Source organism: Burkholderia sp. KL41, from assembly GCF_057005415.2.
In genome coordinates, this window is record NZ_CM174446.1 from 2,290,768 (window position 1) to 2,309,703 (window position 18,936).

An 18,936-nucleotide genomic window follows, 5' to 3' on the forward strand; every position below is an offset into this window, starting at 1 on the left:
CGTCCGCCGGCCTTCCGATCCCGATGAGCCGGCGCGGCATTCCTCCCGATTCACGCTTCACTCGAACCGCCATGACGCTGAATTCGCTCCCCGCCTGGACTGCCCTTCAATCCCACTTCGAACAGATCCGTCACGCCCGGCTGCGCGACTGGTTCGCGCCGGAACACGACCACGCGCCGACCCGCGCCGAACGCTTCACGATTCCGGGCGGCGGTCTCGCGGCCGATTTCTCGAAGAACCGCATCAACGACGAAACGCTGCGCCTGCTCGTCCAGCTCGCGCGCGACGCGGGTGTCGAGGCGCGCCGCGACGCGATGTTCGCGGGCGAAATCGTGAACCCGACCGAAGGCCGTGCCGCCCTGCACACCGCGCTGCGCGCGACCGATCCGCAAGCGCCGTTCCACGCGCAGGTGAGCGCCGAGCGCGCGAAGATGGCGACGTTCGCTCGCGCCGTGCGCAGCGGCACCTGGACGGGCTACACCGGCAAACGCATCCGCCACGTGATCAACATCGGCATCGGCGGCTCCGATCTCGGGCCGAAGATGGTCGTACACGCGCTGCACCACGTCGCGACGCCCGAAATTTCCACGCACTTCGTGTCGAACGTCGACGGCGCCGATCTCGCACGCGTGCTCGAACAGGTCGATCCCGAGGAAACGCTCGCGATCATCGTGTCGAAGACCTTCACGACGCTCGAGACGATGACGAACGCACGCTCGCTGCGCGACTGGTTCGTCGCGCGCGGCTGCCCCGAGGACGCGCTTGCAAAGCACTTCGTCGGCGTGTCGGCGAACCCGGCCGAAGTCGTGAAGTTCGGCATCGCCGCGGACAACGTGTTCGAAATGTGGGACTGGGTCGGCGGCCGCTATTCGCTGTGGTCGGCGGTCGGGCTGTCGATCATGATCGCGATCGGCCCCGAGCAGTTCGACGAGCTGCTGGCCGGCGCGAACGACATGGACCGTCATTTCCGCGAGGCACCGCTCGAGCGCAACCTGCCTGTGCTGCTCGGCCTGATCGGCATCTGGTACCGGAATTTCTTCGGTTCGCAGAGTTATCTCGTCGCGCCGTATTCGGAAGCGCTGCACTACCTGCCGTCGTACCTGCAGCAGCTCGAAATGGAAAGCAACGGCAAATCCGCGCGCCTCGACGGCACCTTCGTCGACTACCCGACGTCGGCCGTCACGTGGGGCGAGCCGGGCACCAACGGCCAGCATGCGTTCTTCCAGATGCTGCACCAGGGGCCGACGATCGTGCCGATCGACTTCATCGCGGTGCTGACGCCCGAGCATCCGCTCGCGAGCCACCACCCGAAGCTGCTCGCGAACTGCTTCGCGCAGAGCGAGGCACTGATGCTCGGCCGCACGCTGGAGGAAGCACGCAAGGTCGCGGGGCCGGGCAAGGAGGCGCTCGCGCCGCACCTGACGTTCCCGGGCAACCGCCCGACGACGACGCTGCTCGTCGATGCGCTGACGCCGCGCACGCTCGGCGCGCTGATCGCGCTGTACGAACACAAGGTGCTCGTGCAGGCAACGGTGTGGGACATCAACCCGTTCGACCAGTGGGGCGTCGAGCTCGGCAAGATTCTCGGCAAGGTGGTGGAAGCCGACCTGTCGGCCGAGTCGGTCGATCCGGCGAAGCACGACTCGTCGACCACCGCGCTGATCGAGCGCGCCCGCGCGGCGTTGAAGCGCTGAGGCACTGTGAGGCACTGACGCAGCGGCGTCATGCCCATGCCGGCCGCTCGGCGCACGCCGCGCGGCCGGCAAAAGCATTCAGCCGTTGCGCTGCGCCGCGCGCGGCTCGACGATGCGCCCGGCGTCGAGCGTCACCGTCGTCGCGCAGCGGCGTGCCAGTTCGGCATCGTGCGTCACGAGCACGAGCGTTGCACCGTTCGTGCGGTTCAGTTCGAACATCAGGTCGATGACCGCATGGCCCGTGGCCGCATCGAGGCTGCCGGTCGGCTCGTCGGCGAAGAGGATCGCCGGGCGCGTGACGAATGCGCGCGCAAGTGCGACGCGCTGCTGCTCGCCGCCGGACAACAACTTCGGATAATGCGCGGTGCGTTCGCCGAGGCCGACCTGCACGAGCAGCGCCCGGGCGCGATCGGCGGCATCGCGCGCACTGATGCCGCCCTGCAGTTCGAGCGGCAGCATCACGTTCTCGAGCGCGGTCAGGTGCGGCATCAACTGGAACGACTGGAATACGAACCCGACTGCGCCGTTGCGCAGCGCCGCGCGCGCGTCCTCGTCGAGCTGGTCGAGCGCGCGACCGAGCAGGCGAACCGTGCCGCTCGTCGCGCTGTCCAACCCCGCAAGCAGGCCGAGCAGCGTCGATTTACCCGACCCCGACGCGCCGACGATCGCGAGACTGCTGCCCGGCCGCACGGCGAGCGTGATGCCGTCGAGGATCGTCAGCTCGCCGGTTGCGTCGGCGACCCGCTTGCACACGTCATGGACTTCGATGATCGGATCGGTAATCTTGAACATGGACACGACATTTCGCTGGAAAAGACGCGCGGCGATCGCCGCGCTGCTGGGTACGCTGCTGGCCGCCGCCATGCCTGCACGCGCCGCGACGACGCCGGCCGCGACATCGGGCCAGCCCGTGATCGCCGTGCTCGGCGACAGCCTGTCGGCCGAATACGGGCTGCCGCGCGACACCGGCTGGGTGGCGTTGCTGCGGCAACGGCTCACGACCGAGCGAATCGATTATAGCGTCGCGAACGCCAGCGTCAGCGGCGACACCACCAGCGGCGGCCGCGCGCGGCTGCCTGCGGTGCTGCAGCGGCTCAAGCCGTCGATCGTCGTCATCGAGCTCGGCTCGAACGATGCACTGCGCGGCGTGCCGCTCGCGACGACCGAACAGAACCTGCGCGACATCATCGCCGGTGCGCGGCAAGCGCGGGCCAGGGTCGTGCTGGTCGGCATGTACGTGCCACCCAACTACGGCCCGGACTACACGCAGAAGTTCCACGCCGTCTATACGCGGCTGTCGAAGGATCTCGGCGTGCCGCTCGTGCCGTTCCTGCTGGCCGGCATCGAGAACAAGCCCGAGATGTTCCAGGCCGACCAGATGCATCCGACGCAGCAGGCCCAGGGCATTCTGCTCGACAACGTCTGGCCGGCGCTGAAACCGCTGCTCGGCAAGCCGCGCGGCTGACGCCGCCTCGCCCCGCCGGAAAACAAAAAGCCCCGCGTGAAGCGGGGCTTTTTGTTGCGGGCGAAACGACGCTCAGTTGTCGCCGTCCGACGACTGGCTGGCCGTCGAGCCGTACAGCTTCACCTTCGAGCGATCGCGCAGCGCGGCGAGATACGCTTCGCCTTCGCTCTGCGCGTCGACCTGCGCCATCTGCTGCTGCGCGGCCGCCAGTTGCTGCGGATCGACCGCCGAACCCGGGATCACCGCGTTCACGCGATAGATCGCATAGCCGTCCGCGCCGAGATCGACACCGACGTAGGCCGGCAGCGTCTTCGCGTCGACCTTGTAGACGGCGCTCAGCGCAGCCGGCGTCAGGCCCTGCGACTGCGTACGCGATACCTTCTGCGCGGCCGCGAACCCGTCGGTCGACTTCGACTTCTGCAGTTCGGCCAGCTTCGCCGCGCCGTCCTTCTTCGCGAGTTCGGCAGCCTGCTCGGCGACCACCTTCTGGCGCACGACGTCCTTGATCGCGTCGAGCGCGGGCACGGCAGCCGGCTTGTAGTCGGTCACACGCGCCGAGATCAGCGTGTTGTTGCCGACGTCGATCGCCTGCGTGTTGTTCTGGTTCTTCACCGAGTCGGTTGCGAACACGGCGGCCAGGAACTTCGGATTGTTCAGCGGGCTCGTCGGCGGCAACTGCGGATTCGGCGTCGGCGTGACGGTGGCCGTCTGGATCGTCAGCTTGTACTTGTCCGCGGCCGGCTGCAGCGTCTTCGCCTTTTCGTAGACGGTGGACGTGAAGCCTTCCGCGTTGTCCGTGAACGCCTTCGATGCGTACTGCTGCTTCAGGTCGGCCGCGATCTGGTCCTTCACTTCCGCGAACGGCTTGACGGCCGCCGGCTTCACTTCCGTTGCCTTCAGGATGTGGAAGCCCAGATCCGACTGCACGACACCGCTCACATCACCTTGCTTGAGCGCGAACGCGGCATCATCGAACGCCTTGCCGCCCGCCGTCGAGCCGCGCGTGATGAAGCCGAGGTCGCCGCCCTTCGCGGCCGACGGTGCATCCTGCGAGTCCTTCTGCGCGATCTGCGCGAACTGGTCCGGGTGCGCCTTCACGTCGGCGAGCAGTTGCTCGGCCTTCGTCTTCGCTGCAGTCTTGTCGGCCGCGCTTGCGCTGCCCGGTGCGGCGATGAAGATGTGGCTCACGCGCACCTGCGCTTCGGTGCGGAAGTGCGTGGGGTTGTCGTCGTAGAACTTCTTGATGTCCGCGTCGGTCGGCTGCGCGCTCGCGGCCGCTGCCGCCGGCGAATAGACGAGGTACTGGATCGTCGCGGTCTCGGGCGTCGCGAAGCTCTGCTTGTGCGCGTCGTAATACGCGGTGAGCTGCGCGTCGGTCGGCTGGACCTTCGCGGCGAAGTCGCTCGTCTTCAGCACGAGCGCCTGCACTTCGCGCTGCTGCGCGGCGAGTTCGGACAGACGTTGCGCGAGGCTCTTCGGCGTGAATGCGCTCGACACGATGCTGGCCGGAATCTGCTGCAGCGCGAGGCTGTAGCGCACGCGCTCCTGGTACTGCTCGGGCGTCATCCCCTGGAACGACAGCAGCTGCGCATAGCGCTCGACGTCGATCGACCCGTCGGGCTTCTTCAGCGACGCGATCATCGGGTCGCTCATCAGTGCATCGCGCACGGCGTTGTCCGATGCGGTCAGGTGCAGGCGTTGGGTCTCGTCGGCCAGCACGCGTTGCTGGATCAGGCCGTCGAGCACCTGCTTGCGATGCTCGGGCGTATCGAACATCTTGATGTCGAACTGCCCGCCGAGTGCCTGGCGCGCCTGGTCGATCTGCTGGCGGAACGCGCCGTCGAATTCGACCCGCGTGATCTTGTGCCCGTTGACTGCCGCGACGTTCGCGCTATCGTCGAAGAAGCCGCGGAAGCCTTGGATCCCGACGAAACCCAGCCCCGGCAACACGATCAGGAGCAGGAGCGCCATCATCAGGCGCTGGTGATTACGGAAGAAATCGAGCATGCGTGACGGGAAAATTGGACAAAACGCCCGATATTACAACATACGGGGTGGGACGGGAGAAAAGCGGCGCCGCCCGCGGCGATCACCACCGGAAGGACAGGCAAAAATACCGGTCTTCCAGAACCGGGCACACGCCGTCACCCGCCCCTCCTCGCGAAGTTCCGAAAGCAGCTCGCCCAATGATCGCCCCCATCGCGGCCGCCCAGGCTCGCGGCAGCATAGGATCCATTCGTTCGCCGAGCGGCTTGCCCGATGCGGCGCTGGCGTCATTCGCACCGGCGACCGCACGGCACCGCCGGGGCAGCGAATCGAGCCAATGGAAGGTTGCCCGACACGGGAGCACACGGCACAAGCCTGGCCTGTACGTCCCGGCATAGGCCGCGAGAAACGTGACGGCCGGAAAGACGACAAGGATCAACCGCACGATGCCGATCGGTCGACACCGCCCTAACGAGTCGTCGGACTTTGCATATCGAAAATAGATCGTTCGTGCCGCATCGCAAGCCGGATACGCTTTTCGCGCCGTGCAATCCGTGCCACGCTCATCGACGGAACGATGAACGGGTGCGGCCCATTCGACCATTCAACCCTACCGCACCACTCGATGAGTTTTCTTCACCACGCGCGCCTCGTCGCATTCGCTGCCTCCGTCGGCCTTCTGGCGGGCTGCAATGGGGAAAGTGTCGATAGCTCGGGCGTTTCGCCCGTCGCGACGGAAAATGCCGCAAACAGTGCCACGCAATTCACGATTGCGCTGTACCAGTTCTACGCAACCCGACAGAGCTACATCGCCCAAGGCCTTGCGCCGAATACGTTTCTACACAATCGCCAGCTGTCCGATGCTTCGTCCACCTCGGTGACGAAGCCCAATCACGACACGCTGTACTCCATCGCCATGCTTCAACTGGACGCGGGCCCAATTCAGATCGACACGCCCGCCAGCGGCACCCGCTACTTCTCCCTCGCGCTGATGGACGCCTATACGAACAACTTCGCGATTCGCGGCACGAGCGCCGACAACGGTGTCGCGAAGGTCTTTTGGGTCGTGGGGCCGAACTGGCAGGGAACCGCCCCGGCAGGCGTCACCGTACTCCACTCGTCGACCAACGCGGTGTGGGCGTTGGCGCGGACTTACGTGAGCGATGCGAACGACTATCCCGCCGCGTGGGCCGTTCAGAATCAACTGGTCGTGTCGCGCCCCGCTGGAACCGGTGTCGCTGCGTGGGACAGCGTGGACACGCAAAAGCCGCCCGGTTATGCCAACTGGCCGGCGTATTTTCAGTACGTGAACCGGCTCTTGAAAAAGAGTCCGCCGACGCCGCAGGATACGGCCGAGGCGACGAACGCGCTCGACGTGATAGGTATAGGCCCGGCGCAGACCTTCAACGCGTCGTCCGCCGACGTCGCATCGATCGACGCGGGCGCGGCCCGGGCGCTGGCGAGCCTGACGGGCGGCGGAACGCAGCAAGCCGCCGCCCAGGCGAGTACCGGCTCGAATGGCTGGACAGGCGGCCCGGCCAACGTCGGCAACTACGGAACCCAGTACACGCTACGGGCGCGCGTTGCGCTGAACGGCCTCGGTGCACTGCCCGGCAGCGAAGCGATCTACTACACCAGTACGGGAGCGGCGAACACGTCGGGGGCGAATTACGACGGCAGCGGCGTCTATCAGATGACGTTCCCGGCGGGACAGCTTCCTCCGGCGCGCGCCTTCTGGTCATTGACGCTGTACGCCGGCACGAACCAGGCGCAGGCTTTCTTTTATCCGAATCCCGATGGAATCTATGCGCTGTCCTATCCGGCGTCGAACTTTCAGTTCGCGAGCGACGGCTCGCTCGTGCTCACCATCAGCCATGTGCGACCCGCGGGTGTACCCGCCAGCAACTGGCTGCCGGCCCCTGCCGGCGCGTTCAATCTGACGCTGCGCACCTACTTGCCGGACGCCCCGCTCCTGAACGCAACCTACAAGTTGCCGCCGGTAATACGCGTTCAGTAATACCGCTCCGCGCGAGCCGGAAAAACCGGCGCCTCCGCGGCGAGAAAGCATGAAAAACCCGCGACCGCGTTCGAGCCGTCGCGGGTTTTCCGTTCCGACGGCTGCGCGCCCCAGAGGCATTTCCTGTCGTATTGCCTGCTGCCATACCGCCCGCCCGGCATCGCAAGGTCGCGCTCCGCCGGAAGCTGCGCAGACGATTTCTCCCGCCGTTTGTGCGTCCGGTTTGCGCCAGATCCCGGGCGCAAACCGGACGCACAAACAACAATGCCCGCACAAGGCGGGCATTGTTGTTTGTTTGGCGGAGCGGACGGGACTCGCCTACATCCTGCAGGCCGCGGATGCGCGTGCACGCGCATCCCTTCGAGCCCCGCCGGAAGCCGCGCAGGCGGCTTCCTCCGCTCCGCGGTCACGCGCCCGCCAGCGGGCGCAATCGGCGATACAAATGAAAAAGCCCGCACAAGGCGGGCTTTCTCATTTTCTGGCGGAGCGGACGGGACTCGAACCCGCGACCCCCGGCGTGACAGGCCGGTATTCTAACCGACTGAACTACCGCTCCTTGGTCTGGCTGAATCAGGAAACTGGTGGGTGCTGAGGGGTTCGAACCCCCGACCTACGCCTTGTAAGGGCGCCGCTCTACCAGCTGAGCTAAGCACCCGTTTCCGATTCGTTCTGGCTGCGATCTGCGTTTCGGCATCAACAACCAGCGAGCCCGCAAGTTTAATTCATCCCCGATCATTTTGCAAAGCCCCGACGCGAATATTTTCCACGCTCGTGCATACGATTCCGGGACGCATAAAAAAACCCGCGGCCAGGCCGCGGGTTTCGTGAACAACCGTCAGAACGAACGGCGCTCCGATGCTCAGTGCTTGACGAATTCCGTCGAGCCGGCATCCTTCGCCGCATCGGCGACCGGTGCCGCCGCCTTCGCCTCTTCTTCCGGCGGCAGCGGGGTCGGCGAACGCTCGAGCGCGAGTTCAAGCACCTTGTCGATCCAGCGGACCGGCACGATCTCGATCGCGTTCTTCACGTTGTCCGGAATCTCGGCGAGATCCTTGACGTTCTCTTCCGGGATCAGCACGAGCTTGATGCCACCGCGATGCGCTGCGAGCAGCTTCTCCTTCAGGCCGCCGATCGGCAGGACTTCACCACGCAGCGTGATTTCGCCCGTCATCGCGACATCGGCACGCACCGGGATACCCGTCAGCACCGACACCAGCGCGGTCGTCATCGCACCGCCGGCGGACGGACCGTCCTTCGGCGTCGCGCCTTCCGGCACGTGGATGTGGATGTCCTGCTTCTCGAACGCTTCGTCCTTGATGCCCAGACGCCGCGAACGCGAGCGCACGACCGAACGTGCCGCCTCGACCGACTCCTTCATCACGTCACCGAGCGAACCCGTGCGGATCACGTTGCCCTTGCCCGGCATCACCGCGGCTTCGATCGTCAGCAGATCGCCACCGACTTCCGTCCACGCGAGGCCCGTCACCTGACCGACCTGGTTTTCCTTCGCCGCGAGGCCGAAGTCGTACTTGCGCACGCCGAGGAAGGTATCGAGGTTCTCGCCGTCGACCTTGATCGCGCCCGATGCCTTCTTCAGCAGCAGCATCTTCACGACCTTGCGGCAGATCTTCGACACTTCCCGCTCGAGCGAACGCACACCAGCTTCGCGCGTGTAGTAGCGGATGATGTCGCGGATCGCCTGCTCGGTGACCTCGATCTCGCCTTCCTTCAGCCCGTTGTTCTTCTTCTGCTTCGGCAGCAGGTAACGCTGGGCAATGCTGACCTTCTCGTCTTCCGTGTAGCCCGACAGACGGATCACTTCCATCCGGTCGAGCAGCGGCGGCGGGATGTTCAGCGAGTTCGACGTCGCGACGAACATCACGTCCGACAGGTCGAAGTCGACTTCGATGTAGTGGTCGGCGAACGTGTGGTTCTGTTCCGGATCGAGCACCTCGAGCAGCGCCGACGACGGATCCCCGCGGAAATCCATGCCCATCTTGTCGACTTCGTCGAGCAGGAAGAGCGGATTGCGCACGCCGACCTTCGTGAGGCTCTGCAGGATCTTGCCCGGCATCGAACCGATATACGTGCGACGGTGGCCGCGGATCTCGGCTTCGTCACGCACGCCGCCGAGCGCCATCCGGACGAACTTGCGGTTCGTCGCACGGGCGATCGACTGGCCGAGCGAGGTCTTGCCGACGCCCGGGGGCCCGACGAGGCACAGGATCGGCGCCTTGACCTTGTCCACGCGCTGTTGCACCGCGAGATACTCGAGGATGCGTTCCTTCACCTTCTCGAGGCCGAAGTGATCTTCGTCGAGCACCTGCTCGGCGTTCGACAGGTCGTTGTTGACCTTGCTCTTCTTGCGCCACGGCAGGCCGATCAGCGTGTCGATGTAGTTGCGCACGACGGTGGCTTCCGCCGACATCGGCGACATCAGCTTCAGCTTCTTCAGCTCGGCGTCGGCCTTCTTCTTCGCTTCCTTCGGCATGCGCGCGGCGTTGATGCGCTTCTCGAGTTCCTCGAGGTCCGCACCCTCTTCGCCTTCGCCCAGTTCCTTCTGGATCGCCTTGACCTGCTCGTTCAGGTAGTACTCGCGCTGGCTCTTTTCCATCTGGCGCTTCACGCGCCCGCGGATGCGCTTTTCGACCTGCAGGATGTCGATCTCGGCTTCGAGCTGCGCGAGCAGGTGCTCGAGGCGCTCGATGACCGGGAACATCTCGAGGATGTGCTGCTTCTGGTCGAGCTTCAGCGGCAGGCGCTCGGCGATCATGTCGGCGAGGCGGCCCGCTTCGTCGATGCCCGACAGCGACGTGAGGATCTCCGGCGGGATCTTCTTGTTCAGCTTCACGTACTGGTCGAACTGCGACACGATCGCGCGGCGCAGCGCTTCCGTTTCAGCGCTGTCGGCGTGATCGGGCTCGAGCGGCATCACTTCGCAGGAGAATTGCGTTTCCTGCTCTTCGATCGACAACGCCTTCGCACGCTGCAGGCCCTCGACGAGCACCTTCACGGTGCCGTCCGGCAGCTTCAGCATCTGCAGGATGTTGGCGATACAACCGACCTCGTACATGTCCTTTTCGGTCGGTTCGTCCTTGGCCGCGGTTTTCTGGGCGACAAGCATGATGTGCTTGCCGCCTTCCATCGCTGCTTCGAGGGCCTTGATCGATTTCGGCCGGCCCACGAAGAGCGGAATGACCATGTGCGGGAAAACGACGACATCCCGCAGCGGCAGCAGCGGGAGCGTGATGCGTTCCGGCGGAAGAAGTTGGGTGCCTGACATTTCATTTCCCCATGAGTGGAATCAATTGTTCGGTAATTGAGGCCGCCACAACGAATTGCAAGCCTTCAAGTGCGGGAAATATTCGGTAAGAAAGTAACCACCGCGAGTCGAGTCAGAGTTACCCACAAGATAAACGAAAAAAAGCCGCCCACGGACTCATGAACGGCCTTTTTCGCAGAACATCGTCGGCAAGCCGGTCAGTTCGAACCCGCCACCTTCGGCGTGTCCTCGTAGATCAGCAAAGGCTTGCCGTCGCCATCGATGACGTTTTCGTCGATGATGACCTTGCTGACCCCTTTCATCGTCGGCAGCTCGTACATCACGTCGAGCAATGCCTGTTCGATGATCGAACGCAAACCGCGCGCGCCGGTCTTGCGGCGGATCGCCTTGCGGGCGACTGCCTGCAGCGCGCCCGGCCGGATCTCCAGCTCGACGCGCTCCATCGCGAACAGCTTGTGATACTGCTTGACGAGCGCATTCTTCGGCTCGACCAGGATCTTCATCAGCGCCGCTTCATCGAGCTTGCCGAGCGTCGCGACCACCGGCAGGCGGCCGATCAATTCGGGGATCAGACCGAATTTGATCAGGTCTTCCGGCTCCGTTTCGCGCAGCACTTCGCCCGCGTCACGCTCCTGCTTGCTCTTGACCGTCGCACCGAAGCCGATACCGGTTTTCTCGGTACGATCGGTGATCACCTTTTCGAGGCCGTCGAATGCACCGCCGCAGATGAACAGGATGTTGGTCGTGTCGACCTGGATGAAATCCTGGTTCGGGTGCTTGCGGCCGCCCTGCGGCGGCACCGACGCCATCGTACCCTCGACGAGCTTCAGCAGTGCCTGCTGGACGCCCTCGCCCGACACGTCGCGCGTGATCGACGGGTTGTCCGACTTGCGGCTGATCTTGTCGATTTCGTCGATGTAGACGATCCCGCGCTGGGCCTTGTCGACCTCGTAGTTGCAGTTCTGCAACAGCTTCTGGATGATGTTCTCGACGTCCTCGCCGACGTAGCCGGCTTCGGTCAGCGTCGTCGCATCGGCGATCACGAACGGCACGTTGAGCAACCGCGCGAGCGTCTGCGCGAGCAGCGTCTTGCCGGAGCCCGTCGGGCCGATCAGCAGGATGTTGCTCTTCGACAGCTCGACGTCGTCCTTCTTGTCGAGATGCTTCAGGCGCTTGTAATGGTTGTACACGGCCACCGCGAGGATCTTCTTCGCGCGCTCCTGGCCGATCACGTACTGATCGAGGATGTCGCGAATTTCCTGCGGGCTCGGCAGATCCGACCGGGACAGGCTGGCCTCGACGCCGGCGGCAGCCGCCTCGTCGCGAATGATTTCGTTGCAGAGGTCGATACATTCATCGCAGATGAACACCGACGGGCCCGCGATGAGTTTTTTCACCTCATGCTGGCTTTTTCCGCAAAACGAGCAATACAACAGCTTCTCGCTGTTCGAACCTTTTTTGTCCGCCATGAATGTAGAGCCTCCGGACAGGTAAATGACATGATACGCCGAATGCTCCGGGCACCGCGCCTAGGGCGCGACCGGAGCCGACCGGATGCGCTTGCCGCAGATGCTCTGGGCGTTCGGGAAGTCGCAGGGGCGCCGCACGAATCGGGGCGGCACCCCACTTAAGCTCACGGGCGCTTCAGCAGCACCTGGTCGATCAGCCCGTACGCCTTCGCATCCTCGCTCGACATGAAGTTATCACGGTCGGTGTCGCGCGCGATGCGTTCGACGTCCTGGCCCGTGTGCTGCGCGAGCAACTGGTTCAGCCGCTCCTTCAGGTAGAGGATTTCGCGCGCCTGGATCTCGATGTCCGATGCCTGGCCGCGTGCGCCGCCGAGCGGCTGGTGAATCATCACGCGCGAGTTCGGCAGCGCGAAACGCTTGCCCTTCGCGCCCGACGCGAGCAGGAACGCGCCCATGCTGGCCGCGAGGCCCATGCACAGCGTCGACACGTCCGGCTTGATGAACTGCATCGTGTCGTAGATCGCCATGCCGGCCGACACCGACCCGCCCGGGCTGTTGATGTACAGGCTGATGTCCTTGTCGGGATTCTCGCTCTCGAGGAACAGCAACTGCGCGACCACGAGGTTGGCGGTCTGGTCGTTCACTTCACCGACCATGAACACCAGGCGCTCCTTCAGGAGACGCGAATAGATATCGTACGAACGCTCGCCGCGGCCGCTCGTTTCGACGACGATCGGCACCAGCCCCAGCGCTTGCGCCTCGAAACCTTGCGGCGCGTTCGAAGCAAGCATGTCCAGCAATTCAGCGCGAGTGATCATTCAATGAACCTTGTTCGAATGGAAAATTGAACGGAAGGAAGCCGCCCGCTCAATCGCCATATTAATGGCAACCGTGCGCTTGACGTAAAAACGGCGTGCGGGCCGTCGCTCCGACAGCCGGCACGCCGCTAGAGCAACACTTACGCTTGCGCCGATGCGCTCGCGAGTGCTTCGAAGCTCACTTCCTTGTCCGTCACCTTCGCCTTGCCCAGCACGAAATCGACGACGTTGCTTTCAACGACGAACGCTTCCATCTCGGCGAGGCGCTGCTGGTTCGAATAATACCAGCGGACCACTTCCTTCGGGTCTTCGTAGCTCTTCGCGAACTCGTCGACTTCCGCGCGGATCTGTTCCGGCTTCGCTTCGAGGCCGTTCGACTTCACCAGCTCGGCCAGCACGAGACCCAGCTTCACGCGGCGCTCTGCCTGCTCGGTGAACATCTCGGCCGGGATCGGTGCGTCTTTCGCGTTCGGCACGCCGCGCTGCGCCAGATCCTGGCGAGCCATTTCGACGAGGCGTTGCTGGTCCTGCTCGATCAGCGCCTTCGGCACGTCGAGTTCGGAGATCTTCAGCAGCGCGTCCATCACCTGGTTCTTGACGATCGATTGCGTGCGGCGCTTCGCTTCACGCTCGAGGTTTTCCTTGATCTCGGCGCGCATCTTCGCGAGATCGCCGTCTTCGATGCCGAGCGACTTCGCGAATTCACCGTCGATTTCCGGCAGGTGCGGCCACTCGATCTTCTTCATCGTGACCGTGAACTGGGCCGTTTTGCCTGCCACGTCCTTGCCGTGGTAGTCGTCCGGGAACTTCAGGTCGAACGTGCGCGCTTCGCCGACCTTCAGGCCCAGCGCCGCGGTTTCGAATTCCGGCAGCATGCGGCCTTCGCCGAGCACGAACGGGAAATCTTCGGCCGTGCCGCCCTGGAACGCGACGTCGTCGATCTTGCCGACGAAGTCGACCGTCACGCGGTCGCCGTTCTTCGCTGCGGTGTCCGCGCCGCCGTCGCCGTGCTCGCCGGCTTCGCCGCGTGCGTGGAAGTGCACGCGCTGCTTGCGCAGGATGTCCAGCGTGCGGTCGATTTCAGCGTCGCCGATCGACGTCGTCGAGCGCTCGACTTCAGCCGTCGCCAGATCGCCGATCTTGACTTCCGGGTAGACCTCGAACGTCGCGTCGAACGCGTATGCATCTTCAGCCTGCTCCTGCTTCGGCTCGAAGCTCGGCTGGCCGGCGACGCGCAGGTTTTCCGCGCGGCTGATCGTGAAGAATTCCTGGCCGATCTTGTCGCTCAGCACTTCCGCTTCGACCTGACCCGCGTACTGTTGCGCGACCATCTTCAGCGGCACCTTGCCCGGGCGGAAACCCGGCATGCGCACGTTCTTCGCGAGTTTCTGGATACGGGCGTCGATTTCCTTCTGCACGGTGTCTTTCGGCAGGGAAATCGTCACGCGGCGTTCAAGCTTGCCGAGGTTCTCAACAACGTTAGCCATGGCTTCAATCGTCCTAAAATTATTCGAGCGAATCGGGTTTTCCTTGCCGTGCCTGCCTGCGGCGTGATGTGCGTCACATACACTCGCCGCGCCGGAGCGCCACGCCATCCCTGCACGCGCCGGATGGCTAGCGCAAGCGGCTCGGAGCACGGCTTTGGCCGGAAGAATCGACTATTCTAGCAAACAATTTTCCTCACACCGCCAGATCGGCGCGACGCGCGTGCGTCCGCACCGCGCCGGCAGCCCTTCGCACGGCAATGCGCGCGGATCGCCGCTATGCCGCATGCCGTATCCACCACGGGCCCGCCATCCTGTAAGCTCCGAATGAGGGTGCGCCGCCGTCGCGCCCCAATATTCTTCACACCAATCACGCCTTCCGGAGACACCATGCCGCAACACCCGTCCGCGCCTGTCGTCGTCATCGCGCCCGATTCGTTCAAAGGCTCGCTTTCCGCCGAGCAGGTCGCGGACGCGATCGCCACCGGCATCCGCCGCGCCCGGCCCGACGCCGTCGTGCGCTGCTGCCCGATGGCCGACGGTGGCGAAGGCACGCTCGACGCGATGCTGGCAGGCGGCGGCACGCGGCGCACGCTGCGGGTGGCCGGTGCGTCGCTCGCGGCACGCGACGCGGCGGTCGGCGTGATCGACGCGCGCACCGCGATCGTCGAAACGGCCGAGATCGTCGGCATCACGGATCCAGTCGGCATGAGCGTGCCGGTCGACGCGCGCAGCACGCGCGGGATGGGCGAGGCGATCCGCACGCTGCTCGACGAAGGCGTGCGCCGCTTCTTCGTCGCGCTGGGCGGCAGCAGCACCAACGACGCGGGCGCCGGGCTGCTCGCCGGCCTCGGCCTGCAGTGCTTCGACGCGGGCGGCCAGCCGGTCGATCCCGTGCCGTCGCGGCTCGCCGACATCGCGCGCGTCGACGCGTCGGGGCTCGACCCGCGGCTGAAGGAAACCGAATTCATCGGCATGTCCGACGTCGACAACCCGTTGACGGGCGCGCACGGCGCAACCGCCGTGTTCGGTCCGCAAAAGGGCGTGACGCCCGAGCAGGTCGCCACCCTCGACGCCGCACTCGCCCGCTTCGCCGACCTGCTCGAAGGCGCGCTCGACCGTCGCGGCCGCGACCTGCCGGGCGCCGGTGCCGCGGGCGGCCTCGGATTCGCGCTGCACATGCTCGGCGCGCAATTCGAAGCGGGGGCCGAGGTGGTCGCGCGGCAGGTCGGGCTCGACGCGGCGCTCGCCGGCGCGGGCTGGCTGATCACCGGCGAAGGCCGCTCCGACGTACAGACGCTGCACGGCAAGGCGCCGTTCATCGCGTGCCGCCACGCGCAAGCCGCGGGCGTACCCGCGTCGCTGCTGTCCGGTGCGGTCGACCCGGCCGCGCTGCCACGCCTGTCCGAACATTTTTCCGGCTGCTTCTCGCCGGCTCCCGGGCCGATCACGCTCGACGTCGCGATCCGCGACGCGGCCAATCTGCTCGCGAACGAAGCGGAGCAATTGACACGCCTGAAGTACGGCGCACACTGACCGTTGACCCGAGCGCGCGATACAGGAACAATCGGGCCCGCCCTTTTTCTTCAGGATTCGACATGAAAGGCCGTCAAGCCGGGCTCGATCAGTTTCTGACCTATCGCCTCCACGCGCTCACGAAGCGATCCGACCGCGGGATCGGCGAGGTGTACCGGCACAAGCTCGACATCTCGCTGCCCGAGGCGCGCGTGATCGCTGCCGTCGGCGCCTTCGGCCCGTTCTCGATCATGGATCTGGCGCGCCACACCAATCTCGACAAGAGCCAGGCGAGCCGGGCAGCCGAGGCGCTGCTGCGCCAGGGGCTGCTCGAACGTAGCGCAAGCGAGGAGGATGGCCGGATCGTGTTGATCGCGCTGACCGCCGACGGCCGCGCGCTGCATCGCAAGATCATGCCGATCGTGCGCAAGTGGAACGATGGCTTGCTCGCATGCCTGTCCGACAGCGAACGCCAGACATTCGAGCGGCTGCTCGACAAGGTCGTCGCGCACGCGATCGAGCGGGACGACTGACCGGCACGCGGGCACGACGCCCGCAGTATTGATCCGATGAATTCGACGGGCCGCCCCGGTCGCCACACCAGCGACGCGGGCGGCCCGCTTTGCGTGATGCGTTGCGCGCGGCAACCGGATTGCAGCGCGCCACCTCGCCGGCATCGCGCATGCAGCGGCCCCGCCCGCACTTATAGCCCGCTGTTCGTCGCCCGCTGGCGCAGCAGCCCGAGCACCGCGTCGCAATACGGAGTCGGCACGTCGAGCTTGCGCCCGAGCTCGGGAAACACACCGAGGATCGGCCCGATCTCGAGCGCGCGGCCCGCTTCGAAATCCTGCAGCATCGACGTCTTGAACGCACCGAGCTTGCGCGTGACCGCGATCCGCTCGGGCCCGCTCATCCCCGTCGACAGGCCGAGCTTCGCGCCGATCGCGGCCGCCTCCTCCATCATCCGCAGCGCGAGACCCTGCGTGAACGGATCGTCGAGCAGCTGCTCGGCCGTCGACCCCGTCAGCGCGCTCAGCGGATTCATGTTCATGTTGCCCCACAGCTTCGTCCAGATCTCGGCCCGGATCGCCGGCGTCGACTCGACGTCGAAACCGCCCGCCGCGAGCGCCGCGGCGAACCGGGCAGTAGCCGTATCGAGCCGCGCATCGGGCGCCCCGACGATCAGCCGGTTGCCGCGCCCGCGGCGCACGATGCCCGGCGCATCGGTACTCGACGACAGGTGGACGACGCATCCGATCGCCTGTCCGGGCGGCAACGCCGCCGACACCGCACCGGCCGGGTCGACCGCGTCGAGCGGCACGCCGTCGAGCGCCCCTTCGAGCCCGTGCGTGAACCACCACGGCAGCCCGTTCATCGCCGCGACGATCACGGTGTCCGGCCCGACCAGCGGCGCGATGCGCGCGGCCAATGCCGGCAGTGCCTGTGCCTTCAGCGCGATCACCACGTAATCCTGCACGCCGAGCGCTGCCGCATCGTCACTCGCTCGCATCGGAACCGACGACGTCGTGCCCGCCTCGTCGATCACGCGCACGCCGTGCGCATTCAGCGCGTCGAGCGTCGCGCCGCGCGCGTACGCGCTCACGGTCATCCCGGCTCGCGACAACGCGGCCGCGAGCAATCCGCCGATCGCGCCGACCCCGACCACCGCCGCGCGCACCGACCCTGAATTCGTGTCGTTCATGATGGAATTCCGTCTCCTGGGAGCTGACGAGCATAACGCCCAATGGTTGCGGGCACAACCATTCACGCGCCGCCGTGCGACGCACGGCGTTCGCATGCATCAGCGCGGCTCGCCGCCGGCTTCCACCGGTTCGTCATCGGCCGCGCCGCCCGTCGCGCCGAGCACGCCGGCGATCTGGCTCTTGTCGTGCATGCCGAGCTTGCGGTATGCGCAGCGCAGGTAATGGCGCACGGTCGTCGGAGAAATCGCCATCTGTTGCGCGACTTCCTTGTGCGAGCGCCCGGCGCCGTAATGGCGGATCGCCGCGAGCTCGCGCGGGCTCAGGCGGTCGAGCAGCGAGCGCGGCCGCGCCTCGATCTGGAACAGCCCCGCAACCGGCACGCACTGGATCCGCAACGCATCGCCGACGAACGGCTGGGCCGGCTGGCGCCGCAGGTGCGCAACGAGCGGCTCCGGCACGCGTGCACCGGCCCATGCCGGCCATTCGGTGCGCAGCACGTCGTCGAAACCATGATCGGCGTGATGCAGCACACCGAAGTTGTCGCACAACGCGCGGGCGGCCGGCGCAACCGCATCGCCGCGCTCGCGCGTGAGCTGCGCGGCGCGATTGATGGTCAGCGCCGCCGCGAGATGCGGAATCACTTCCTCGAAACGGCGCGCATCGTCATCGCTGAACGGACGGTTCAGGCCCTGTCGGTAGATCGACATGAACGTCGTCAGGCCGAAACGGCGATCGAGCGTGCACACGCACATCAGTTGCGCGAGCCCGTACTTCACGCACCAGTCGCGAAACCGTGCATCGAGCCCCGGCTCGACGACCGACAGCCGCACCGCGTGGCCGTGCGCGCCGTGCAGCGTGCGGTGCGCGAGCGGGTCGCAATCGCGCACGCGCTTCCAGTCGCTGAAGAACGCGTGCGGCAGACGGTACAGGAAGCTGTTGTGCATCACCGGGCCGGTCGGCACATGCGTCGCGACGCCTGTCCACGCGGCGTCGAACGGAATGAGCGCCTGCAGCAGCGAAAAGAAGCGGTATTCGAATTCGCCGATGCCGGACCGCGCGGCAACCGCGTACAGGTCGAGCAGCATCAACCCGAGTTCGCGCTGCGATGCGTCGCCGCGCGTGACGCCGTCGAAATCCGCACGCCGGGACGGCAGCGGCGGCCAGGCGAAGTCGTCGAGCACGATGGCTGCCGGCACGTCACGCAGCGCTTCGAGATCCTGCCCGATATCCGTCGTGATCCTCACCTTCCGCTCCCCTGCCCGATCGGGCTGCTGACGTGCCCAACGACACCGGCCGATTATAGCGACCGGCTTTTTTGACGGGCCCCGGTGCCGGAACCGGCACCAGCCCCATCCATTTGAACGGTGCGCGGCACGTTGCTGCTCCGCAGCACGCCGCGCGACGCCAGCGCGTCGCGACCATGCCGCGCACCTCGGGTTTTCCGCACCGTTCATCTGTACGACTGTTCGAAGGTTTTCCCGCTGCGGACACTGCATCGCGAC

Annotated in this window: 13 protein-coding genes and 2 tRNA genes; 5 read left to right on the plus strand and 10 right to left on the minus strand. The window is 65.7% G+C overall.

The annotated features are described in order from the left end of the window. Nucleotides 1-71 precede the first annotated feature (71 nt). Nucleotides 72-1,694 (plus strand): glucose-6-phosphate isomerase, encoded by a 1,623-nt coding sequence (gene pgi, locus PQB87_RS10680; protein WP_059687372.1) that lies wholly within the window; start codon nucleotides 72-74, stop codon nucleotides 1,692-1,694. A 78-nt stretch (nucleotides 1,695-1,772) separates the two neighbouring features. Here pgi and PQB87_RS10685 read toward each other — a convergent pair whose 3' ends face one another. Beyond that, nucleotides 1,773-2,486 (minus strand): ABC transporter ATP-binding protein, encoded by a 714-nt coding sequence (locus PQB87_RS10685; RefSeq protein WP_021163968.1) that lies wholly within the window; start codon nucleotides 2,484-2,486, stop codon nucleotides 1,773-1,775. Here PQB87_RS10685 and PQB87_RS10690 point away from each other — a divergent pair. Next, on the plus strand, nucleotides 2,485-3,159 hold the full coding sequence (locus PQB87_RS10690) for an arylesterase (protein ID WP_489241684.1): 675 nt from the start codon (nucleotides 2,485-2,487) through the stop codon (nucleotides 3,157-3,159). The two genes, PQB87_RS10685 and PQB87_RS10690, sit on opposite strands and share 2 nt — an antisense overlap. Nucleotides 3,160-3,231: 72 nt before the next feature. On the opposite strand, the gene PQB87_RS10695 is transcribed toward PQB87_RS10690, so the two are convergent. Further along, complete coding sequence (locus tag PQB87_RS10695) at nucleotides 3,232-5,166, minus strand: SurA N-terminal domain-containing protein (RefSeq protein WP_489241686.1); 1,935 nt, start codon at nucleotides 5,164-5,166, stop codon at nucleotides 3,232-3,234. Nucleotides 5,167-5,770: 604 nt separating this feature from the next. Here PQB87_RS10695 and PQB87_RS10700 point away from each other — a divergent pair. Continuing rightward, nucleotides 5,771-7,162, plus strand: coding sequence for a DUF1254 domain-containing protein (locus tag PQB87_RS10700; protein WP_489241688.1), 1,392 nt, complete (start codon nucleotides 5,771-5,773; stop codon nucleotides 7,160-7,162). Between the two features lie 479 nt (nucleotides 7,163-7,641). On the opposite strand, the gene PQB87_RS10705 is transcribed toward PQB87_RS10700, so the two are convergent. The 6 genes from PQB87_RS10705 to tig all read right to left on the minus strand — a co-directional run bounded on the left by PQB87_RS10705 (nucleotide 7,642) and on the right by tig (nucleotide 14,219). Next, a tRNA-Asp gene (locus tag PQB87_RS10705) sits at nucleotides 7,642-7,718 on the minus strand. Nucleotides 7,719-7,741: 23 nt separating this feature from the next. Further along, nucleotides 7,742-7,817: transfer RNA gene (locus PQB87_RS10710), tRNA-Val, on the minus strand. Nucleotides 7,818-8,021: 204 nt separating this feature from the next. Continuing rightward, nucleotides 8,022-10,445 (minus strand): endopeptidase La, encoded by a 2,424-nt coding sequence (lon, locus tag PQB87_RS10715; RefSeq protein ID WP_011352361.1) that lies wholly within the window; start codon nucleotides 10,443-10,445, stop codon nucleotides 8,022-8,024. A gap of 197 nt (nucleotides 10,446-10,642) precedes the next feature. Continuing rightward, nucleotides 10,643-11,914: an ATP-dependent Clp protease ATP-binding subunit ClpX gene (clpX, locus tag PQB87_RS10720; protein WP_006489345.1), complete on the minus strand. Its 1,272-nt coding sequence runs from the start codon at nucleotides 11,912-11,914 to the stop codon at nucleotides 10,643-10,645. 164 nt (nucleotides 11,915-12,078) lie between these two features. After that, nucleotides 12,079-12,732: an ATP-dependent Clp endopeptidase proteolytic subunit ClpP gene (clpP, locus tag PQB87_RS10725; RefSeq protein WP_010092137.1), complete on the minus strand. Its 654-nt coding sequence runs from the start codon at nucleotides 12,730-12,732 to the stop codon at nucleotides 12,079-12,081. Nucleotides 12,733-12,872: 140 nt separating this feature from the next. Next, entirely contained in the window at nucleotides 12,873-14,219 is a 1,347-nt protein-coding gene (gene tig, locus PQB87_RS10730) for a trigger factor (RefSeq protein WP_027787157.1), read from the minus strand. Nucleotides 14,220-14,606: 387 nt separating this feature from the next. Between tig and PQB87_RS10735 the strand changes: the two genes are divergently transcribed. Further along, complete coding sequence (locus tag PQB87_RS10735; protein WP_489241692.1) at nucleotides 14,607-15,752, plus strand: glycerate kinase; 1,146 nt, start codon at nucleotides 14,607-14,609, stop codon at nucleotides 15,750-15,752. Between the two features lie 62 nt (nucleotides 15,753-15,814). Then, nucleotides 15,815-16,264, plus strand: a complete 450-nt coding sequence (locus PQB87_RS10740) for a MarR family winged helix-turn-helix transcriptional regulator (RefSeq protein ID WP_021160399.1) — start codon at nucleotides 15,815-15,817, stop codon at nucleotides 16,262-16,264. A 170-nt stretch (nucleotides 16,265-16,434) separates the two neighbouring features. Here PQB87_RS10740 and PQB87_RS10745 read toward each other — a convergent pair whose 3' ends face one another. Further along, nucleotides 16,435-17,433: a 2-dehydropantoate 2-reductase gene (locus PQB87_RS10745; RefSeq protein WP_233344667.1), complete on the minus strand. Its 999-nt coding sequence runs from the start codon at nucleotides 17,431-17,433 to the stop codon at nucleotides 16,435-16,437. Between the two features lie 99 nt (nucleotides 17,434-17,532). Further along, nucleotides 17,533-18,678 (minus strand): helix-turn-helix transcriptional regulator, encoded by a 1,146-nt coding sequence (locus PQB87_RS10750; RefSeq protein WP_233344668.1) that lies wholly within the window; start codon nucleotides 18,676-18,678, stop codon nucleotides 17,533-17,535. Between the last annotated feature and the right edge of the window lie 258 nt (nucleotides 18,679-18,936).

Excerpts from the sequence above, each read along its gene's own strand:
- lon (WP_011352361.1), bottom strand. The coding sequence starts at position 10,445 with ATGTCAGGCACCCAACTTCTTCCGCCGGAACGCATCACGCTCCCGCTG.
- clpP (WP_010092137.1), bottom strand. The coding sequence starts at position 12,732 with ATGATCACTCGCGCTGAATTGCTGGACATGCTTGCTTCGAACGCGCCG.
- PQB87_RS10685 (WP_021163968.1), bottom strand. The coding sequence starts at position 2,486 with ATGTTCAAGATTACCGATCCGATCATCGAAGTCCATGACGTGTGCAAG.
- PQB87_RS10690 (WP_489241684.1), top strand. The coding sequence starts at position 2,485 with ATGGACACGACATTTCGCTGGAAAAGACGCGCGGCGATCGCCGCGCTG.
- PQB87_RS10700 (WP_489241688.1), top strand. The coding sequence starts at position 5,771 with ATGAGTTTTCTTCACCACGCGCGCCTCGTCGCATTCGCTGCCTCCGTC.
- clpX (WP_006489345.1), bottom strand. The coding sequence starts at position 11,914 with ATGGCGGACAAAAAAGGTTCGAACAGCGAGAAGCTGTTGTATTGCTCG.
- tig (WP_027787157.1), bottom strand. The coding sequence starts at position 14,219 with ATGGCTAACGTTGTTGAGAACCTCGGCAAGCTTGAACGCCGCGTGACG.
- pgi (WP_059687372.1), top strand. The coding sequence starts at position 72 with ATGACGCTGAATTCGCTCCCCGCCTGGACTGCCCTTCAATCCCACTTC.
- PQB87_RS10735 (WP_489241692.1), top strand. The coding sequence starts at position 14,607 with ATGCCGCAACACCCGTCCGCGCCTGTCGTCGTCATCGCGCCCGATTCG.
- PQB87_RS10695 (WP_489241686.1), bottom strand. The coding sequence starts at position 5,166 with ATGCTCGATTTCTTCCGTAATCACCAGCGCCTGATGATGGCGCTCCTG.
- PQB87_RS10740 (WP_021160399.1), top strand. The coding sequence starts at position 15,815 with ATGAAAGGCCGTCAAGCCGGGCTCGATCAGTTTCTGACCTATCGCCTC.
- PQB87_RS10745 (WP_233344667.1), bottom strand. The coding sequence starts at position 17,433 with ATGAACGACACGAATTCAGGGTCGGTGCGCGCGGCGGTGGTCGGGGTC.